The sequence below is a fragment of the Dokdonia sp. 4H-3-7-5 genome (genome assembly GCF_000212355.1).
Classification (GTDB): Bacteria; Bacteroidota; Bacteroidia; order Flavobacteriales; family Flavobacteriaceae; genus Dokdonia.
The window spans coordinates 191,779-211,268 of record NC_015496.1 but is presented as its reverse complement, the minus strand read 5'-3'; the positions used below and the strand labels follow the sequence as shown (position 1 = coordinate 211,268).

14 protein-coding genes are annotated in these 19,490 nt (G+C 37.4%); 9 read left to right on the top strand and 5 right to left on the bottom strand.

From position 1 onward, the window contains the following. From KRODI_RS00860 to KRODI_RS00850, 3 genes are all read left to right on the top strand, one after another. The gene (locus KRODI_RS00860; protein ID WP_013749672.1) at positions 1-999 is read left to right on the top strand and encodes a DUF3667 domain-containing protein; all 999 of its coding nucleotides are present in this window, start codon (positions 1-3) and stop codon (positions 997-999) included. Between the two features lie 24 nt (positions 1,000-1,023). Next, positions 1,024-2,037 carry a DUF3667 domain-containing protein gene (locus tag KRODI_RS00855; protein ID WP_013749671.1) on the top strand — a complete coding sequence of 338 codons (1,014 nt, stop codon included), beginning with the start codon at positions 1,024-1,026 and terminating at the stop codon, positions 2,035-2,037. A 115-nt stretch (positions 2,038-2,152) separates the two neighbouring features. Continuing rightward, positions 2,153-3,271, top strand: a complete 1,119-nt coding sequence (locus tag KRODI_RS00850; protein ID WP_013749670.1) for an adenylate/guanylate cyclase domain-containing protein — start codon at positions 2,153-2,155, stop codon at positions 3,269-3,271. A 57-nt stretch (positions 3,272-3,328) separates the two neighbouring features. On the opposite strand, the gene KRODI_RS00845 is transcribed toward KRODI_RS00850, so the two are convergent. Together KRODI_RS00845 and truA are read right to left on the bottom strand one after the other, a co-directional pair. Beyond that, positions 3,329-5,095 (bottom strand): ABC transporter ATP-binding protein, encoded by a 1,767-nt coding sequence (locus tag KRODI_RS00845; protein ID WP_013749669.1) that lies wholly within the window; start codon positions 5,093-5,095, stop codon positions 3,329-3,331. Beyond that, the gene (gene truA / locus KRODI_RS00840) at positions 5,082-5,855 is read right to left on the bottom strand and encodes a tRNA pseudouridine(38-40) synthase TruA (RefSeq protein WP_013749668.1); all 774 of its coding nucleotides are present in this window, start codon (positions 5,853-5,855) and stop codon (positions 5,082-5,084) included. Before truA ends, KRODI_RS00845 begins: the two co-directional genes overlap by 14 nt. Positions 5,856-5,904: 49 nt before the next feature. On the opposite strand from truA, the gene KRODI_RS00835 reads away from it, so the two are divergent. From KRODI_RS00835 to KRODI_RS00825, 3 genes are all read left to right on the top strand, one after another. Next, entirely contained in the window at positions 5,905-6,396 is a 492-nt protein-coding gene (locus tag KRODI_RS00835; protein WP_013749667.1) for a metallophosphoesterase family protein, read from the top strand. A 159-nt stretch (positions 6,397-6,555) separates the two neighbouring features. Further along, positions 6,556-7,488 carry a peptidylprolyl isomerase gene (locus tag KRODI_RS00830; protein ID WP_013749666.1) on the top strand — a complete coding sequence of 311 codons (933 nt, stop codon included), beginning with the start codon at positions 6,556-6,558 and terminating at the stop codon, positions 7,486-7,488. 106 nt (positions 7,489-7,594) lie between these two features. Continuing rightward, complete coding sequence (locus tag KRODI_RS00825; RefSeq protein ID WP_013749665.1) at positions 7,595-8,122, top strand: YfiT family bacillithiol transferase; 528 nt, start codon at positions 7,595-7,597, stop codon at positions 8,120-8,122. Positions 8,123-8,203: 81 nt separating this feature from the next. On the opposite strand, the gene KRODI_RS00820 is transcribed toward KRODI_RS00825, so the two are convergent. From KRODI_RS00820 to KRODI_RS00810, 3 genes are all read right to left on the bottom strand, one after another. Then, a complete protein-coding gene (locus KRODI_RS00820; RefSeq protein ID WP_013749664.1) occupies positions 8,204-9,211 on the bottom strand; it encodes a 3-oxoacyl-ACP synthase III family protein in 1,008 nt (335 codons plus the stop codon). A gap of 248 nt (positions 9,212-9,459) precedes the next feature. After that, on the bottom strand, positions 9,460-10,785 hold the full coding sequence (locus KRODI_RS00815; RefSeq protein ID WP_013749663.1) for an ABC1 kinase family protein: 1,326 nt from the start codon (positions 10,783-10,785) through the stop codon (positions 9,460-9,462). Between the two features lie 55 nt (positions 10,786-10,840). Continuing rightward, the gene (locus KRODI_RS00810) at positions 10,841-11,533 is read right to left on the bottom strand and encodes a TetR family transcriptional regulator C-terminal domain-containing protein (protein ID WP_013749662.1); all 693 of its coding nucleotides are present in this window, start codon (positions 11,531-11,533) and stop codon (positions 10,841-10,843) included. Between the two features lie 315 nt (positions 11,534-11,848). On the opposite strand from KRODI_RS00810, the gene dnaK reads away from it, so the two are divergent. The 3 genes from dnaK (at position 11,849) to KRODI_RS00795 (ending at position 19,489) form a co-directional block, all read left to right on the top strand. Continuing rightward, positions 11,849-13,753 carry a molecular chaperone DnaK gene (gene dnaK, locus KRODI_RS00805; RefSeq protein ID WP_013749661.1) on the top strand — a complete coding sequence of 635 codons (1,905 nt, stop codon included), beginning with the start codon at positions 11,849-11,851 and terminating at the stop codon, positions 13,751-13,753. 471 nt (positions 13,754-14,224) lie between these two features. Then, a complete protein-coding gene (locus KRODI_RS00800) occupies positions 14,225-18,553 on the top strand; it encodes a gliding motility-associated C-terminal domain-containing protein (protein ID WP_013749660.1) in 4,329 nt (1,442 codons plus the stop codon). Between the two features lie 15 nt (positions 18,554-18,568). Further along, complete coding sequence (locus KRODI_RS00795; RefSeq protein WP_013749659.1) at positions 18,569-19,489, top strand: type IX secretion system membrane protein PorP/SprF; 921 nt, start codon at positions 18,569-18,571, stop codon at positions 19,487-19,489. Position 19,490 lies beyond the last annotated feature (1 nt).

Sequence of the window (19,490 nt, the reverse complement as noted above, 5' to 3'; positions counted from 1 at the left end):
ATGTCTAAGAAACCATCAGATAACAGTAAGATAGATAAAAAAAGTAATAAGCTTACTAAAAAAAGCAGAGATGTCCACGTAGTTTCTGACCACTGTAAGAACTGCGGAACCCCAGTACAACTAGACCAGGGATTCTGTTCTCATTGTGGAGCAAAGCGCATGTATAATAGGCTCAACACTCGTAATCTTCTAGAGGACTTCACAGAGCGTTTTCTCAATATTGAGAATGTATTCTTAAAAACCTTTATTGTATTATTTACCGCACCAGAAGATGTAATCCATGGCTATGTAGAAGGTCTTAGAAAAAGATACATGTCTGCTTTTGGGTATTTTGCTGTGGCGCTTACTATCACGAGTGTCTATACATTTTTCTTTAGAAATTGGTTTATTGATTCTGAGAGTTTCTCTGAGTTTTCAAATGGATTTGCTAGCGGATTCAAATCGCCTGATACTACAGTATTGAATGATTACTTGGACTTTGTGTTTGATTATCAAAGTCTCTTTAGTTTTCTGTGTATTCCGTTGTATGCTGTGATTTCAAAACTGGTTTTTTGGAACTATAAGCAATACAATTTTATAGAGCATGTTGTCATCTATTTGTACACCTACTCTCAGGTTCAGATTTTAATGTCTGTGCTTGGTATGCTCTTCATCTGGTCAGATATAGCACAGGTGATACTAGGAGTGGTGACTATTGCTTTTCCTATAATTTATACGATTTATGTCCTTTATAGAATATTTGATTTAACAATTGAAAAAGCAATACTTAAAACGATATTGTTTCTTGCCATACTATTACCGCTATCATGTCTTTTTATGAGTGCTGTGGGTGGGATTATGTATACCACTGGTATGCTTGATGAGTTTGTAGCAGACGTAAAACAGCAATCTGAAATAGCCAGAGCAGCTAGAGAAGCCGCTGCAAAAGCAAAGGACTCTATACGACGTGTAGATAGTGTCAAAGCAGCTGTGCAAATCGTAAAAGATACGCTTAACTAATCTCTTAAATATTAAAACCAACCTATGTCCAAGTTGTCTCGCGCTGAGAAAAAAACTTTAAAAAAGAAACAGACCCAACTTGAGGTAAAAGATACCTGTGTGAACTGTGAGCAGTTTATAGCGCTAGATCAAAGGTTTTGCTCACACTGTGGTGGTAAGCGTATTTATAATAAACTCACATGGCGTAACTTACTAGAAGACTTTGTAGATCGATTTTTTAATCTAGAAAATTCTTTTGTCAAGACTTTTGTAGCAATGTTTCGCCAGCCAGAAGATGTGATAGGTGGTTACATAAATGGGATGCGCAAGAAGTATCTTCCGGCCTTCAGCTACTTTGCAATTGCAATTACATTTAGCGGATTTTACTCATTTATATTAAAAGGTTGGTTTCTTGACGAACTTATAGCTACACAAACTAGCTTCTATGGCGTAGATATGGCAAGTGCTCAAGTGGAAATGACAGAGACCGTTACAAATACCATGATGGAATATCAGTCCGTATATATGTTCCTTAGTATACCTATTATGGCGCTTATATCTAAACTCGTATTTTGGAACTATAAGAATTATAATCTAGTTGAACATTTTGTAATATACCTATATACATATTCCCATATATCAATAATATCTGTAACGCTCAACATCTTGGTTATTTGGAATACAACATTACTATTTGCATTTAGTTTTGTAACTGTCTTGCTATTATTTGTATTTACAGTGTATGTGTTGAAACGTTTATATAAATTGGATAATGCCAGTGTAATTTTAAAAAGCGCTTTATTTTTAGTCGTTATACTCGCATTTTCTTGCTTTTCAACGATTCCTATTATATTATATGGAGCAGTACAAGGAGTAAAGATTGCAAAAGGGGAGGAGCTAGATATTGATGAAAACTCATTTATAGGCAATATGATGAAGCCAGCTCTAGAGCAAGCAGAACGTAAAAAAATTCTAGACTCTCTAAAACAAGATAGTCTCAAACGTCTAGAGTATGAGCTAGAGATCACTCCAGATATGATTAAAAATAGACCTCAGTAGGTATACGTTTTCGCGAAAGCGTAGTAAAAATACTTTTTCTCACAAATCTCTCTTAAACGAGCAATGATTGTTAGTATATATGAGGTACTTTGATAGACGCAGCATAAGATAATATATGAAACTATTTAAAAGAGAACTTACCAACAACGAAATCCTATTCTACGTAAGGCGTGCCTTGTGGATTCTCTTTGCGTGGATGCTGGTTGCAAATATTATTTTCTTGTACGACTATGCCACACTCGTATCTGCAGATGCGCTTACGTCAGATTTTGATTTTGAAGTTTCCTTTAAGGCGAACTTATTGGTGTCAATCATGGCTGGGTTAATAGGAGGGATTTTTACCGTAAATATTATGGAGTTGTGGCTGCGTAAATATGCCTTCTGGAGAGCGCTTATTTACATCACATTACTCTATGTGATTATTGCGTTTATTGTAGGTACCGTAGGGGCATATTACTATTATGCAGATTACCTAGGCTTACAACTTACCAGTGACTTACTTTATGACCGCGTGATCTCTTTTTATACAGAACACATATTTATTAAGAATTTTGTGGTGTGGCTGTTTATTGTCATTCTAACGCTCATCATCCTTATGATTAATGATAAGTATGGTCCAGGCGTTTTTCCAGATTACTTAATGGGGCGTTATTTTCATCCTAAAACTGAGACGCGTATTTTCATGTTTGCAGATATACGAGACGCCACAAGAATCGCCGAAAAACTAGGCGAACAAGAATACTTCAATTTCTTAAAAGATTTTTTTAATGATATCGCACCAGCTATTATGCAAACTAAGGGCGAGGTATACCAGTACGTAGGCGATGAGGTTGTCATCACCTGGAAGATGAAAAATGGTGTGAAAAATGCAAATGCCTTACGTTGCTATTATCGTATGAAAAATATCATTTACAAGAAATCTATAAAATATTACAAGCGCTATAATGCTTTGCCAGATTTTAAAGTTGGCTTTCATTATGGCCAAGTTACAGTAGGGGAGCTGGGTAAAATAAAGAGAGATATCGCCTTTTCTGGAGATGTACTTAATACTACGGCTCGTATCCAGAGCATGTGTAACGAAAAGGGTGTAGATATCCTAGCGTCAAAAGCTTTTGCAAATATACTACCTAAGTTGCCAGGTACTACACGAGTAGTATCTATGGGTGAGGAGCTTCTTAAGGGTAAAAAAGAGGAAGTTTCGCTAGTGACTTTTGAGCAGGGTAATGTGATTTAAACATTATAAATTATATACGCTTTCGCGAAAATGTGCCTAGCAAACCAATAGTAACATCTAGCTAGCTTCTGCTTGCATAAATTGTACTTCATACAGATTGCGGTAATGTCCATCTTCCTTAGCGAGAAGTTCTTTATGAGTACCCTGCTCGATGATTTTACCTTTTTCCATCACAATAATCTGATCTGCTTTTTTAATAGTAGCAAGACGGTGAGCAATCACAATAGAGGTTCTTCCTTTAGTAATTTTATTAATCGCTTTTTGGATTAACTGCTCGCTGTGTGAGTCTACAGATGAAGTAGCTTCATCAAGAACAAGAATTGAAGGATTGCTCACATATGCTCTTAAAAAAGCAATAAGCTGTCGCTGACCGCTAGATAACATAGAGCCTCGCTCTTTTACGTTATAGTGATATCCATCAGGAAGGCTAGAAATAAATTTATGAACGCCTATGGTCTTTGCACTTTCTATCACCGTTTCCTCAGAAATGTCTGGATTGTTAAGCGTGATATTATTCAAAATAGTGTCGGCAAAAAGGAATACATCTTGTAGCACGACAGCAATCTCATTTCTTAGATTGTTTAGTTTTATGTCTTTAATATCTGTTCCGTCTAGTAATATCTTACCGCTATCTATCTCATAAAATCTACTAAGTAAGTTGATAATAGTAGATTTTCCAGCTCCCGTAGATCCTACAATAGCAATGGTTTGTCCTGGTGCTGCGGTGAGTGATATTCCTTTGAGTACCTCTTCATTCTCTACATAAGAAAATCTAACATCTTCAAAGTCTATTTTACCTTGTACGTTATTAAGTTCTAAGGTTCCTATGTCTTGTATAGAAGACTGTGTGTCTAAAATGCCAAAAACACGATTTGCAGCAACCATTCCCATTTGCAAGGTGTTGAATTTATCTGCTATCTGTCTAAGTGGTGTAAAAAGCATCTGGATATAGCTTATAAATGCTGTTATTAATCCTATGGTGATGACATCACTTTGCGCAGCTTTAAGACCACCATACCATACAATAAGACCTATGGTGACAGAAGTACATATCTCTGCAATAGGGAAGAAGATAGAGTTGTACCATACCGTCTTATTCCACGCATCCATGTGTTTTTTATTAATGGCTTGGAATTTTTTATGCTCTATAGCTTCACGGTTAAAAATCTGTACGATTTTCATCCCAGTCACACGTTCTTGCACAAAAGTGTTGAGGTTTGCTACTTGCGTGCGTACTTCCTCAAAGGCAACTTTCATAGCTTTTTGAAATACACGTGTTGCATATAAAATTACTGGGAAAACAGCAAGTACAATAAGGGTAAGTCTCCAGCTTTCATAAAACATGAATGCCAGCACAACACTCATCTTTAATAAATCTGCAATAATCATAAAGAGTCCTTGAGAGAAGATACTAGAGATAGTCTCAATATCACCTACCGCTCTAGTCACTAATCTTCCCACTGCCGACTTGTCAAAATATTGCATCTTGAACGTAAGCATGTGATCAAAGAGTTTTACTCTTATATCCTTAATTACTTGTTGGCCTATCCAGTTAGAAAAATAAATAAATAGTAATTGAAAGAGAACTTCGCCAAAGAGTACAGCGGCCATGAGCCTCATATAAAAGAATAAGTCATCACTAGATCGTTGTGATATCCCTAAATCTATGGCGTTTTTAAGGAAATATGGGCGTAGTGCAGCACAAAGTGAGAGTACTACGGCAGCTATAGCAGCTATATATAATCTACTGCGATACGGTGTCGTAAAAGCGAGTAGACGTTTAAATAATTGCGTATCAAAAGCTTTTCCTTTAGTCTCTGCCATGATCTTTATAAATTGTTTCTGGGTATAAAATCTCTGTCAAGTATAAACCGCGTCCAGGAACTGATTTTCCTGCCTGTGATCTACTTTTACCAGTTATTACCTCGTGCATCCATGTAATGTCTCTCTTTCCTTCGCCTATTTCTAGTAAAGTACCTACAATGGCTCGTACCATATTACGTAAAAATCTATTTGCTGTAATATGAAAATGATACTCATCCTCGGTCTCTATCCACGTTGCACGTGTAATATCACAAAGATAGGTGTTCACGTCAGTATTTGATTTAGAAAAACACTCAAAATCACTATAGTCAAGCAGGATCGCTGCCGCCTTATTCATAGCTTCAATATGCACTTCATTCCGTACTGTTGGGGCGTGATCTGATGTAAATGGGTTTTTTTCTTTCCCTATGCGATACACATAAGACCTACTAGTGGCGTCAAAACGTGTATGTGCTTTGTCTGCCACTTGAAAAATGCGTTTAAAGGCTATATCTTTTGGTAAAAGACGATTGAATTTATGGGTAAGTTTTTCTATGCTTTCTTGAGTAGTAAACTGCTCGCCATCCCAATCAAAATGTGCATACATCTGTGTGGCATGCACACCAGCGTCAGTGCGTCCAGCACCCATGATTTGGACTGGTTTTCTCAAAATCATAGATAGTGCCTTCTCTATCGTTTCTTGCACGGTAACGGCATTAGGTTGACGCTGCCAGCCGTGGTAGTGTTTTCCAAAGTAAGAAAGCTCGATAAAATAACGCACTGTGTTGTATTTTTGTGGCAAATATACGCTTTCGCGAAAGCGCACTCAAATGAAAAAGATACTCCTATTAAGCGATACACATAGTTATATAGATGATCATATCTTGGGTCACGTAGACTGGGCAGATGAGGTCTGGCATGCAGGTGACATAGGTGACTTAAAAGTAACAGATGCTATAGCAAAACGGAAACCGCTACGAGCTGTTTTTGGAAATATAGATGATACAGAAGCACGACAAGAATTCCCTCTCAATAACAGATTTGTATGTGAAGGAGTAGATGTTTTGATTACTCACATAGGTGGATACCCTGGGAGATATTCTCCAGCTATTAAAGATGAGATTTATAGTAACCCGCCTAAGTTGTTTATTTGCGGCCATAGCCACATCTTAAAGGTTATGCCAGATAAAAAAAGAGGCCTCTTACATATGAATCCTGGAGCGATAGGTAAGCACGGTTTTCATAAAGTGCGCACCATGCTCAGATTTACGGTTCATTCAGGCAAGATTGAGAATCTTGAGGTGATTGAGGTAGCGCGGTAGTTGTCGTTATTAGCTATTGATAATCAGCTTGTAAGACTCATAAGTCAAGCTTTGCATTACTTGAAGCTGACAATGTGGAGGTTTGTAACATTTTCGCGCAAGCATATTTGCCTTCCCACTAGTAAATAGTATCTTTGCAGCTCATTAAAAATAAGGATAATGAAAGACGGAATTTACGCAAAGATACATACGCCTAAAGGCGAAATTATTTTAAAATTAGAGCACGAGAAGACGCCAGGAACGGTAGGAAACTTTGTAGCGCTAGCAGAAGGAAACCTTGAGAACTCTCAAAAGCCTCAAGGAACTCCATATTATGATGGTTTGAAATTTCACCGTGTAATTCCTGATTTCATGATTCAAGGTGGTTGCCCACTAGGAACAGGAACTGGTGATGGAGGATATAAATTTGATGATGAGATTCACCCAGACTTAAAGCACGATGCTCCAGGAATACTTTCTATGGCAAATGCAGGTCCTGGAACAAACGGAACTCAGTTTTTTATTACACACATCCCTACAGACTGGTTAGACGGTAAGCATACTGTTTTTGGGAACGTTGTAGAAGGACAAGAAGTTGTAAATGCAGTGGCTCAAGGTGATGAGATAACAAAAATCGAAATCATTAGAGTAGGAGCAGAGGCAGAAGCTTGGAATGCAGTTGAAGCTTTTAGAACTTTTGAAGGTTCAAGAACAAAACGTGTTGAAGAAGAAAAAGCTGCACAAGCTGCAGAAATTGAAGCGCTAGCAACTGGTTTTGAAACTACAGCTAGCGGTTTGCGTTACCAGATTATCCAAAAAGGTACTGGTGCAAAAGCAGAAAAAGGTAAAACAGTTTCTGTACACTACAAAGGAGCACTTCCTGATGGAACTGTGTTTGATAGTTCATTTAAAAGAAACCAACCTATTGACTTTCAATTAGGAGTAGGACAAGTAATTCCAGGATGGGATGAAGGTATTTCTTTATTAAACGTAGGAGATAAAGCACGCTTAGTAATCCCTTCAGACTTAGGGTACGGAAGCGCTGGTGCAGGTGGAGTAATACCTCCAAATGCAACATTAGTTTTTGACGTAGAGCTTGTTGCTGTAAAGTAATTAGTTTCTCATACATATTTTAAAAGGTCTGACTTGCGTCAGACCTTTTTTTATGGAATTGAGTCAGTAATGTGTTGTATCGCAAAGCTTTCCTATTTTTGATGATATGGAAACACTACAATATCCTATAGGAAAATTTCAAGCACCTGCGCAAATTAGTCAAGAGCATCTCACGGCGTGGATTGATATTTTAGAACAATTACCAGCTAGACTACGAGCACTTACAAAGGATTTAAGTGACCAGCAGCTAGATACTCCATACAGACCAGAAGGATGGACGGTAAGACAAGTGGTGCATCACCTAGCAGATAGTCATCATAATAGTTACATACGTTTTAAATGGGCACTTACAGAAGATAATCCTATGATTAAGGCGTATGATGAGAAGGCATGGACATTGCTGCCAGATGTAGAAGCATCACCTATAGAATGGTCATTGCGACATCTTGAGGTAGTCCATCATAAACTGGTGCAATTACTAAAAGTAATGACAGAAGCGCAGTATCAAAGAACCTTCACGCACCCAGACGGAAATAAAGTACTAACCTTAGAAGAAAACCTAGGACACTACGCATGGCATAGTAACCATCACTATGCGCATATAGAAAGCCTAATTAAAAGGGGCAATTGGTAGCGATATTTAGAACACATAAAAAAGTCCCACATAGAGAACTATGTGGGACTTTTCTTTGACAGCAATACTAGTTACAAGTAATTACCATTTTATGATGGAGCTGGCCCAAGTGAATCCACTACCAAAGGCAGCGAGTACAACAGTGTCACCTTCTTTAATTTTTCCATTTTCCCAGGCTTCGGTAAGAGCAATTGGGATAGAAGCTGCGGTTGTATTACCGTATTTCTGAATGTTGTTATATACTTTGTCATCGCTCAGCTTAAACTTTTTCTGCACAAATTGTGAGATACGCAAGTTGGCTTGATGAGGGATAAGCATGTCAATATCTGACACCTCTAAGTTATTCTTTTGTAAACCTTCCATAATCACTTCAGAGAAGCGTACTACGGCGTTTTTAAATACAAATTGCCCGTTCATGTGTGGGTAATAAGGAATGTTCTCTTGCGGATTAGTTGCTATAAGTTCTGGAACCCATTGCTCTGTGCTTGGTCCTTTTAGAGAAAGCTCCAGTGCGTGCTCACCTTCACTATGTAAGTGAGAAGAAAGAATACCTTTACTGTTGTCCTCTTCGCGAGAAAGCACTGCCGCACCTGCACCGTCACCAAATATGACAGACACACTACGGCCTCGAGTAGTAAAATCTAATCCTCCACTATGATTTTCTGAACCTATAACAAGTACATTTTTATACATGCCTGATTTTATAAACTGATCTGCCGTTGCAAGGGCATATATAAACCCAGAACACTGGTTACGCACATCTAGTGCAGGTACGGTTTCCATACCCATCAAGTGTTGAACTTGCACACCACAACCAGGGAAGTAATAGTCTGGACTAAGCGTTGCAAAAACAATCATGTCAATGTCCTTGTTTGTCAAGCCTGCGCGTTCTATTGCGATTTCGGCAGCTTTTACTCCCATTTTGGCAGTAGAGTTGCCGTCACCCTTTTTTATATGTCTTCTTTCTTTTATACCTGTACGTTCTTGGATCCATTCATCATTAGTATCCATCAGTTTTGATAGATCATCATTTGTTACGACGTTTTCAGGAACGTATTTACCAAGACCGGTAATTTTAGAATTATACATAGTGTGTGATGTGTGTTTGAAAGAGTGTTTTGTGAGCAGATACGCTTTCGCGAAAGCGTACTAATCAATTTCTCGGGTGTAAAGATACTTTTTTACAAGGCGGAGATAAAGCGTAAATGTGTCAATTGCTATGCGTGCATAGTTTAATGACAGGAAGGCATAAAAAAGAGCGCCCGACTAAAAGCGCTCTTTTAAAAAACAACCTAACCAATAAAGTACCGTAAAGATCACGGTACACTTATTACCGTTTATGCTACAGAATCTGTAGCGATATAATTTTTAAAATTATTGACCTTAATTTGTGCCTTTAAGTCATGCATCAAATTATAAAGTCCAAAAAATGTTCTGTTTATATACAAGAAGTGCTTACTTCCTCTATTACCATTCATTTTGCGTATTTCTGTATCCTTACTGTACTTCTCACTTAGTACTGCTATTTGATCAAAGAAGGTACTGTCTCTAAAATCAAATTCTTCCTGTTGCATAGGTTGTGTAAACAAACTCAACATCTCGTGGAAGAGTGCCGAAAAGAATGTTACAGTATCTGCATCATCATCTTTTCTCAGTATTTCAAGCTGATATAGTTTCTCTTCAAAAACAGCAGGATTATTAATATTTGCAGGCTCTGCTAGTTCGAAATAAGGAATGTAAAAGTCTTCTGGAACGTGTTTTATACATCCAAAATCTATTGCAATAAGATTGTTTTCCTTATCTACCATGAAATTTCCAGGATGTGGATCCGCATGTATACGTTTTAGCACGTGCATTTGATACATGTAGAAATCCCATAATGCCTGTCCTAATTTATTGGCAGCTTCTTGATTAGTATTGTACGCTACAAATTCACTCAGGTGCTCACCATCCATCCAGTCCATAGTAAGGATGCGCTCGCTTGATAACTCTTCGTAATACTTAGGAAAGGTAAGATTAGGTATTGCTGCACAGTCTTCAGTCATGGCAATACTTTGAGCAAGCTCAAGATTGTAATCTGTTTCCTCAAGAAGCTTGTCTTCTATCTCTTTAAAGAACTTTTCTTTTCCTTCACCTTGAAGGTTAAACATTTTCTTTGCAATAGGCTTTACTAATGCCAGATCACTACTGATACTGTCTGCGACTCCTGGATATTGGATTTTCACAGCAAGTTTTTTCCCATTTAATGTCGCTTGGTGAACTTGGCCTATACTGGCCGCGTTCACACTTTGAGCCGCAAACGTATCAAATAGATCTTCTGGGTATTTACCTAAATATTTATTAAATGTCTTACGCACTAAGGGTGCAGAAAGCGGGGGGACTGAAAATTGTGATAGGGAGAATTTTTCTACATATGCTTTAGGCATAATATTTTTCTCCATGCTAAGCATTTGTGCCACCTTAAGTGCACTACCTTTTAAACTCTTTAATCCGTCATATATATCCTCAGCATTATCTTCATTAAGTTGATCCTTTGTTAAGGAAGGATTAACCACTTTCTTACCATAATATTTGGCATAATTTGCGCCCACTTTCACACCAGTGGTAACGAGCTTAGATGCTCGCTGGAGTTTGTTAGTAGGTATGTGGTCTATTGTTTTCATATATATAATCCCATGAGGGATGTGTATTAAAATTTATTGTTTGAGAACCTAATCTTTATGATTTTGAACCAAAGTTTTCTTTAAATAGAAACTTTCCAAAGTCAATAATGCTTTCTAGTGGAGTAGTTTCAAAAATGTCAAATATTGCACTTACAGATTTTTCAATAGCTACATCTGTCTTCTCAAATCCTCGTGAGTTATCGCTCATCCAATATTTCAATAAGAATAAAAATTGTACCCATGCTCCTTCACTAAATAAGCGAACAGGATTTTTTGTAATCTTGTAGTTTTTGTCGTCATTACCAGCTTCTATAAGATTTGATGCATATGAGGTTAGATGTCCTCTCAACTCCTTAAGCTGACTCATGTTCTTAAGCATATTTTTGTGCTTGTCTAGAGAAAATAACACATAACTTCTATTTGCTGTGAGCAATTCAAACATTGTAAAGAAGTATGAAAGCATCTTTTCTTTATTTGGATAGCTTTCATAATCAGCGTCCATATTAAGAACAGCTAAGGTGTTAGTATGAAAGGCATTCCAAATACCCGTTTTGAGGTTTTCAAAAGATCCAAAAAATTGATAGAATTCTGATTCTTCAACTTTTAGGTCCTTACAAAATTTATATATAGTTTTTGGCTCCTCTCCATGTTCTAATACATAATCCATGTATGCAGAAATTATCATGGTCGAAGTCACTGCTTTCTTTTTGGCTGTTGTTTTTTTAGTCGGTGTCTTTGTAGTTGCCATAGTACTTGTTGTTTGATGTAAAGATACATTATGTTTATCGTTATTGCGATTTGATTAAACAAAAGTTAAGTTAAAATTATTTCAAATTATATGAAACTCAATGGCTACAATAGAAATGCACATTTTTTGCTTTAGAAATATAGTAGAGTATTAAGAGTATGCTTTCGCGAAAGCGTAACAACATTATACATGCATCTGTCTTAAAATAACTAGCTGCATATGTCTAGCTGTGACACCTTGTCATACTTTCTCTAGTGGCATACTCCTTGTCTATTTGTGTTTGTTGAAAATTAATAACACTTAAATACATATATAATGAGTAAAATAATAGGAATTGACTTGGGTACTACCAACTCGTGCGTTGCTGTAATGGAAGGTAACGAACCAACGGTAATCCCTAATGCAGAAGGTAAGAGAACTACACCATCTGTAATCGCTTTTGTAGAAGGCGGTGAGATTAAGGTAGGAGACCCTGCAAAAAGACAGGCTGTAACAAACCCAACTAAAACGGTTGCTTCTATCAAACGTTTTATGGGAAATAAATTTAGCGGAAGTGCTAAAGAAGCAGATCGTAGTGCTTATAACGTCGTAAAAGGAGATAATGACACGCCTCGTGTTGATATTGACGGACGTTTATACACGCCACAAGAGCTTAGTGCAATGATTCTTCAAAAAATGAAGAAAACTGCCGAAGATTACTTAGGTCAAGATGTAACTCGTGCGGTAATTACTGTACCTGCTTATTTTAATGATAGTCAGCGTCAAGCTACTAAAGAAGCTGGAGAAATCGCAGGCCTTAAAGTAGAGCGTATCATTAACGAGCCTACTGCAGCGGCACTAGCTTACGGACTTGATAAGAAAGATACAGATCAAAAAATCGTTGTATTTGACTTTGGAGGAGGAACGCATGATGTTTCTATCCTTGAGTTAGGTGATGGAGTTTTTGAAGTTTTATCAACAGATGGTGATACACACTTAGGTGGAGATGACGTAGATCAAAAAATTATCGATTGGCTTGCAGATGAGTTTAAGGCTGAGGAAGACATGGACCTTCGTAAGGATCCTATGGCATTACAGAGACTTAAAGAAGCAGCTGAGAAAGCAAAAATTGAGCTTTCATCATCTACATCTACAGAGGTAAACTTACCTTATGTTACTGCAACAGCATCGGGACCTAAGCACTTAGTACGTACATTAAGTCGTGCAAAGTTTGAGGCACTTATAGATGACTTAGTAAAAAGAACAATTGAGCCATGTCAAACAGCACTTAAATCTGCTGGATTAAGTACTGGCGATATAGATGAAATCATATTGGTAGGAGGATCTACTCGTATTCCTGCAGTACAGGCAGCGGTAGAAAAATTCTTTGGCAAAGCACCATCAAAAGGAGTAAATCCTGATGAGGTTGTAGCTGTAGGAGCTGCTATCCAAGGAGGTGTACTTACTGGAGACGTAAAAGATGTGTTACTTCTTGATGTAACTCCACTTTCATTAGGTATTGAAACAATGGGTAATGTATTTACAAAGCTTATTGAGTCTAATACTACAATCCCTACTAAAAAGTCACAAGTATTCTCTACAGCGGCAGATAACCAACCAAGTGTTGATATCCACGTATTACAAGGTGAAAGACCAATGGCTGCAGATAACAATACAATAGGACGCTTCCAACTTACAGATATTCCACCAGCACAGCGTGGAGTACCTCAAATTGAAGTTGTTTTTGATATTGATGCAAATGGAATCATTAAAGTTTCTGCAATAGATAAGGCTACTGGAAAATCTCAAGATATTCGTATCGAGGCATCTTCTGGACTTTCTGAAGAAGAAATTGCAAAGATGAAAGCAGAGGCAGAAGCAAATGCAGAGTCTGATGCAAAAGCAAAAGAAACTGCAGACAAAATCAACGAAGCAGATGGTATGATTTTCCAAACGGAAAAGCAACTAACTGAATTTGGTGATAAATTATCTGATGATAAGAAGAAGCCTATCGAGGATGCACTTGCAGAATTGAAAGCAGCTTATGAAACGAAGTCTGTAGATGCTATTACTCCAGCGCTTGATAAAATCAACGAAGCTTGGAAAGTAGCCTCTGAAGAAATGTACAAAGCACAAGCAGAAGGAGCTGGACAACCAGGACCTGATGCACAAGCTGGAGGAGATGCAGGAGCAGATACCGCTAGTGATGTGGAAGACGTAGACTTCGAAGAAGTTAAGTAGCCTGTGCTGAGCGAAGTCGAAGTATAGATTTTGAGGAAGTGAAGTAATCATTTTCGCGAAACTGGAATTATTTGAGACGTATGATTTAATATCCCATACAACTTCAAATCAATAATAGAAAAGTCTCACAACGTATGTTGTGAGACTTTTTTTATGTCTTTTTATTTCCTGATTCCACAAAAAATATAGCATGGAAAATAGCTGATTCATATGTCGTTACAATTAGGGCTTGAATGGTGTTTTAGGTGTTCAGTAAATTCGTAAACTTCATGTTTTCAGTAAATTACTGTCAGTTTTTTCTATATTTAATTATGAATTTGAAAGCATTTTTATATTGTAACATACTGATAGTCAGCATTAGTGTAACGTTATAACGTTGTCAATGTGTATTTCATCGATATTAATTAACATAATATTAGGTTTGTATAAGCGGTCTGATTTATCTTCGTTGCACCTTAATCCAACTTAACTATGGGGAAATTATACCTTTTTCTTACTTTATTGTTATGCTCTACGGTAGCGGCTTTTAGTCAGTGTGCCGAGGTAGAGACATTTACTGTGTGCGACATGACGGTTGTAGACGGTAACGGTGATTCAATTCCAGATGGAATCATAAATCTCTATGAAGAATTTTCTGCAATTACCGGAACAACAATCACTCCTGCAGATGGGATGTGGTTTGATCCTAACTTTAATTTTGCACTTGATGTTGTGACTGGAGATCTGTATTTATGGGATCTTGGTAGCTCATCTGAAAATATTGCAGATTACCAATTTGAGTTTCTTAATGGAGCTACAGGATGTCCAGATGATGTACAGTTTTTATTCAATGTAGTTCTAGGACCTTACTCAGGAACCGCAGCAAGTACTACCGCAGGTGGAGTGAATCTTCAAGTGTGTCAAGGAGCTCCGCCTTTTGAGTGTGACAGTACTACAAATATTGATTTATTTCAAACTTTATTATCTAACCCTAGTCCGCATGGAAATGGAGAGTGGGTTTATGTAGGTTCAAGTCCTAATTACGTTGGAATCTCAGGAAATAGATTTCTTAACGTTAATATACCGTATCAAGCTGGTCCACCACTTGTAGACGAAGAGACTTTTGAGTTAGAATATCGTGTGCCTGGAATTACTCCTTGTTCAGCAGAAGAAATTACTTCTGTTTTGGTATCTGTTACTAAAGAGCCATTTGCAGGATTTGCAAATTCATTTGTGATATGTGAGACAGAGTTGTTAGCAGGTAACTTTGATATGGATATTAATTTACGTGATGATGAATATCTAGTAAATGAAAATATTGAAGGTATTTGGTTAACGGATTCTACAGGCCAAATATCTGGACCTGGTGATTCTATAATCAATCTTAGAGAAATTTATGACGACCTTGTAGCTACTACTCCAGAATTTGGATGTATAACTTATGACTTTACATATTTTGTAGAAAGTAGATCATCAATTTGTTCTGACCAACAAAGTACAATCAGATTTACATTTTATGAATATATACGACCTTTTGAACAAAATGATATTCCAGAATTATGTGTAGGAGATGAAACTCTGACGACGTTAAATTTATACGATTATATAGACTTTGCGCAAGAAGGAGCTACATTATTTGATTACCCAAACAATAGTTGTACAAATTGGAGGTTGGTCTCTGGGCCTTCTAACCTAGGACTTGTATCTAATTTAGATGAAATATGTTCGCTTGTAGGAGATGTTGATTATACGAGTGCCGGTACAATTGATGTATCAACACTTACAGACAATACTTCTGCAGGAACCTATGTGTTTGAATTCATTGTAAATGAAAGTTACCATTGTGGTCCAGGTATCACGCAAACATATATAGGTCCAGATGGCTGCGAAGTAGTCGTGTCTGGAGATCAGCCGTGTGAATCTCAATCTACACTAGTTACCTTAATAGTTAACCCAGCAAACTACGCAGGAGAAGACACTGCGGATCTTGAGGTTTGTGAAACAGAGAGTCCTCTAGTACTTACGGACTTATTAGAAGTAAATACTGATGAAGCTCCTATTTATGTAGGTGCAAACGGAGTATGGACTAATACTGCAAATGGAGACGTAGTTGATAATAATTTTGAAATACCTACTATTACAGACTCTCAATTATTCAACTTTGAATATAATACGGTAACAGAAAACGGATGTGAAGACAGTGCTACACTAAGCTTTACTGTATATGAGCAATACGATCCAGGAGAAAGTGGACCGCTCGCAGTTTGTAGTGATGCAGCTGAGGTTGACCTTTTTACTCTCTTAGGGGGAACTCCAGATACTAACGGTACTTGGTCTGGCCCTGATGGTTTTACAACTACAGATAATGTTGCTTTGTTTACACCAGGAACAAGTGTAGAAGGAGAGTATATCTATACCGTTCCGGCAAACGGAACCTGTGAAGAAGCGTCTGCAACGGTAGATGTGACTTTAGGAGATGCAATATATGCAGGGGAAGATACTACGGATGTTGAGTTATGTAATACAACGACAACTGTAGATTTAATTTCACTTCTAGAAGATAACGGCACAGATACTATAGATACTAATGGTGATTGGACTGATAGCTCTGGAGCGGTTATAGTAAATCCATTTACAATACCATCAATTACAGATTCTCAAACTTTTGAGTTTATTTATACTACTGGAGGTGGTGGTTGTGAAGATACAGCGACTTTATCTTTTACAGTTTTTGAGCAAGGTGATGCTGGTATAGATGCAGCTTATGAAACTTGTGAAGATGGAACCACTATAAATCTCTTTACATTATTAGGAGGTACACCAGATATAAATGGAACTTGGTCTGGCCCTAATGGATATACCACTACGGATAATGAAGCTAACTTTGACCCATCTGTAAATGCAGAAGGCGCTTATGTTTACACTATAGCCGCAAATGGTGCTTGTGAAGCGGTAACTGCTATGGTGACGGTTTCATTCTTTGCAACTAATTATGCTGGCGAAGATACTACGGGAGTGGAGCTTTGTGACAATAGTTTTACAAATCCTATTGATCTAATTTCATTACTAGAAACTAGCGGTACAGATACGATTTACGTTGGAACACAAGGAATTTGGACAGATACTGTCACCGGCGATGTAGTTAGTAACCCATTTACTGTCCCTGCTGTAGATGGGCAGCAAGTATTTAACTATACGTATACAACAACTACAGATGATGGCTGTGAAGATACAGCGACTTTATCTTTTACAGTTTTTGAGCAAGGTAATGCTGGAGAAGATGCAGCTTATGAAACCTGTGAAGATGGAACCTTTATAAATCTCTTTACATTATTAGTAGGTACACCAGATACTAATGGTACTTGGTCTGGTCCTAATGGATACACCACTATGGATAATGAAGCTAACTTTGACCCATCTGTAAATGCAGAAGGCGCATATGTCTATACGATAGCCGCAAATGGTGCATGTGAAGCGGTGACTGCTACGGTGACGGTTTCATTTTTTACAACTAATTATGCTGGTGAAAACACTTCGGGAGTGGAGCTTTGTGATGATAGTTTTACAAATCCTCTTGATTTAATTTCATTATTAGAAACTAACGGTACAGATGCAGTTTACGTTGGAGCACAAGGTGTTTGGACAGACACAGCTACTGGTGCGGTAATATCTAATCCGTTTACAGTTCCTGCGGTAGATGGGCAGCAAGTATTTGAATTTACGTATACAACAACTACAGATGATGGTTGTGGAGATGTAGCTACATTATCTTTTATTGTTTTTGAAAGTAGTAATGCTGGAACTGGAGGTACTTTTCAGGCTTGTGAGGATGGCGCTATTGTTGATTTATTTACAATTTTAGGAGGAAGTCCTGATAGTAATGGTAGCTGGTCTGGTCCAGAAGGATATGCTACAGCAGATAATAATGGTTCTATTGACCCAATGACTGCAGTGAGCGGTGACTACGTGTATAGTATTGCAGCAAACGGAGCATGTGATGCGGTGAGTGCAACGATATCAGTAAGTATTGTACCTGTCTCAAACGCAGGAGACGATATAGATACGTTTGTTTGTGCAGGAGATTACACAACTTCTTTATTTGGATTATTATCTAATGATGCTCAGCTTACAGGAGAGTTTATAAATATCGATACATCAGAAACTGTAGTAGATGGATTAATTGATGTGGGAGCCTTAGGTGAAGGTACTTTCTCATATCTATACATAGTTTTTACAGATGCTTGTGGTCAAAATGATGCAACTATTACATTTACTATTACACCGGTTATGGCGCCTACAGTAGTATTAAATGAGCCATTTATCTGTATTAATGATGGAGTTACCTTAGGGAATCTTGTTGTTAGTGTAGAAGACTTTGTTTGGTACGCTTCCGCGGAAGGTGGAGATCCATTACCATTATCTACTTTATTAGTAGATGAGACAACTTATTATGTGAGTGCGGTAGATGACAACGGATGTGAATCACCTAGAGTACCATATCTAGCAGATGTTTTACCACTAAGCGACGGAAGATGTCAGATTCAAATCTCTGATGGAGTGTCAGACAATGATGACGGTCAGAATGATTTCTTAGAATTAGGAACTTTACCAAATATCTTCCCGAATTTTGATATTCAAATTTTCAATAGATACGGAACTATCGTTTACAGAGGAAATAGAAATACTCCCCTTTTTGATGGAAGTTCTAATACAGGATCTGGATTAGGTGATCAACTACCTACAGGTGTATATTTTTACATCTTCTATCCTAATGATTTAAACTCAGAACCAATAGACGGATCATTTTACTTAAGTAGATAAAAAAACAACCTCAAGATGAAATTTAAAATATTCATACTAGCGGCATTTTGTAGTTTATCTACGTTTGCTCAACAAGAACCACAGTACACGCAGTATATGTACAATCAAGGTGTGGTAAATCCAGCCTATATGATTAATGAACCAGGACTTATAAGAGTAGGTAGTTTGTACCGCTCTCAATGGGTAGGTCTAGATGGTGCGCCAAAAACTGCAAATGTTTTTGCAAATATTCCCCTTAACGAGAGAGTAGAAATAGGCGTAAACTATGTAAATGATCAAATAGGAGACGTACTCACTACAAATAATTTTAATGTAAATTTTGCTTACAGAATTAATGTAGCAGAAAATACAAACCTATCTTTTGGATTAAAATTAGGCGTAGATAATCAGAGTCTTGATTTTACAGATCAAAATGTAGGAGGAGATTTAGCTTTTCAAAATGGGGAAACTACCTCACTAGATGTTGGTGTAGGAGCTTTTCTTTTTAAAGATAATTACTACATTGGGTTAAGTTCGCCAAGCGTGATACCGTACAAAATTGAAAATAATTTAGGCAATGGTGATTCCTCTATTCTATATAAGAAGGATCCTACTGCATATTTAATGGCAGGTTACGTGTATGATGTGAGTGATGTGCTTAAAATAAAGCCTTCTGCTGTTGCAAAATGGATAAGCGGGGCACCATTAACCTACGACCTTTCGCTAAATGCTTTGTATGACGAGAAATTTGAACTCGGTGTTTCATACAGACATCAAGATGCTATCGCAGCACTAGCAGGATTTAATATTACAAATGATTTAAAAATAGGATACAGTTATGACTTTAATGTGAGCGATCTTAATCGTTTTAACAATGGAAGTCACGAGGTAGTACTATTATACACATTTGATTTGCTAGGCGTACAAAAACGTTACATCTCACCAAGATTTTACTAAG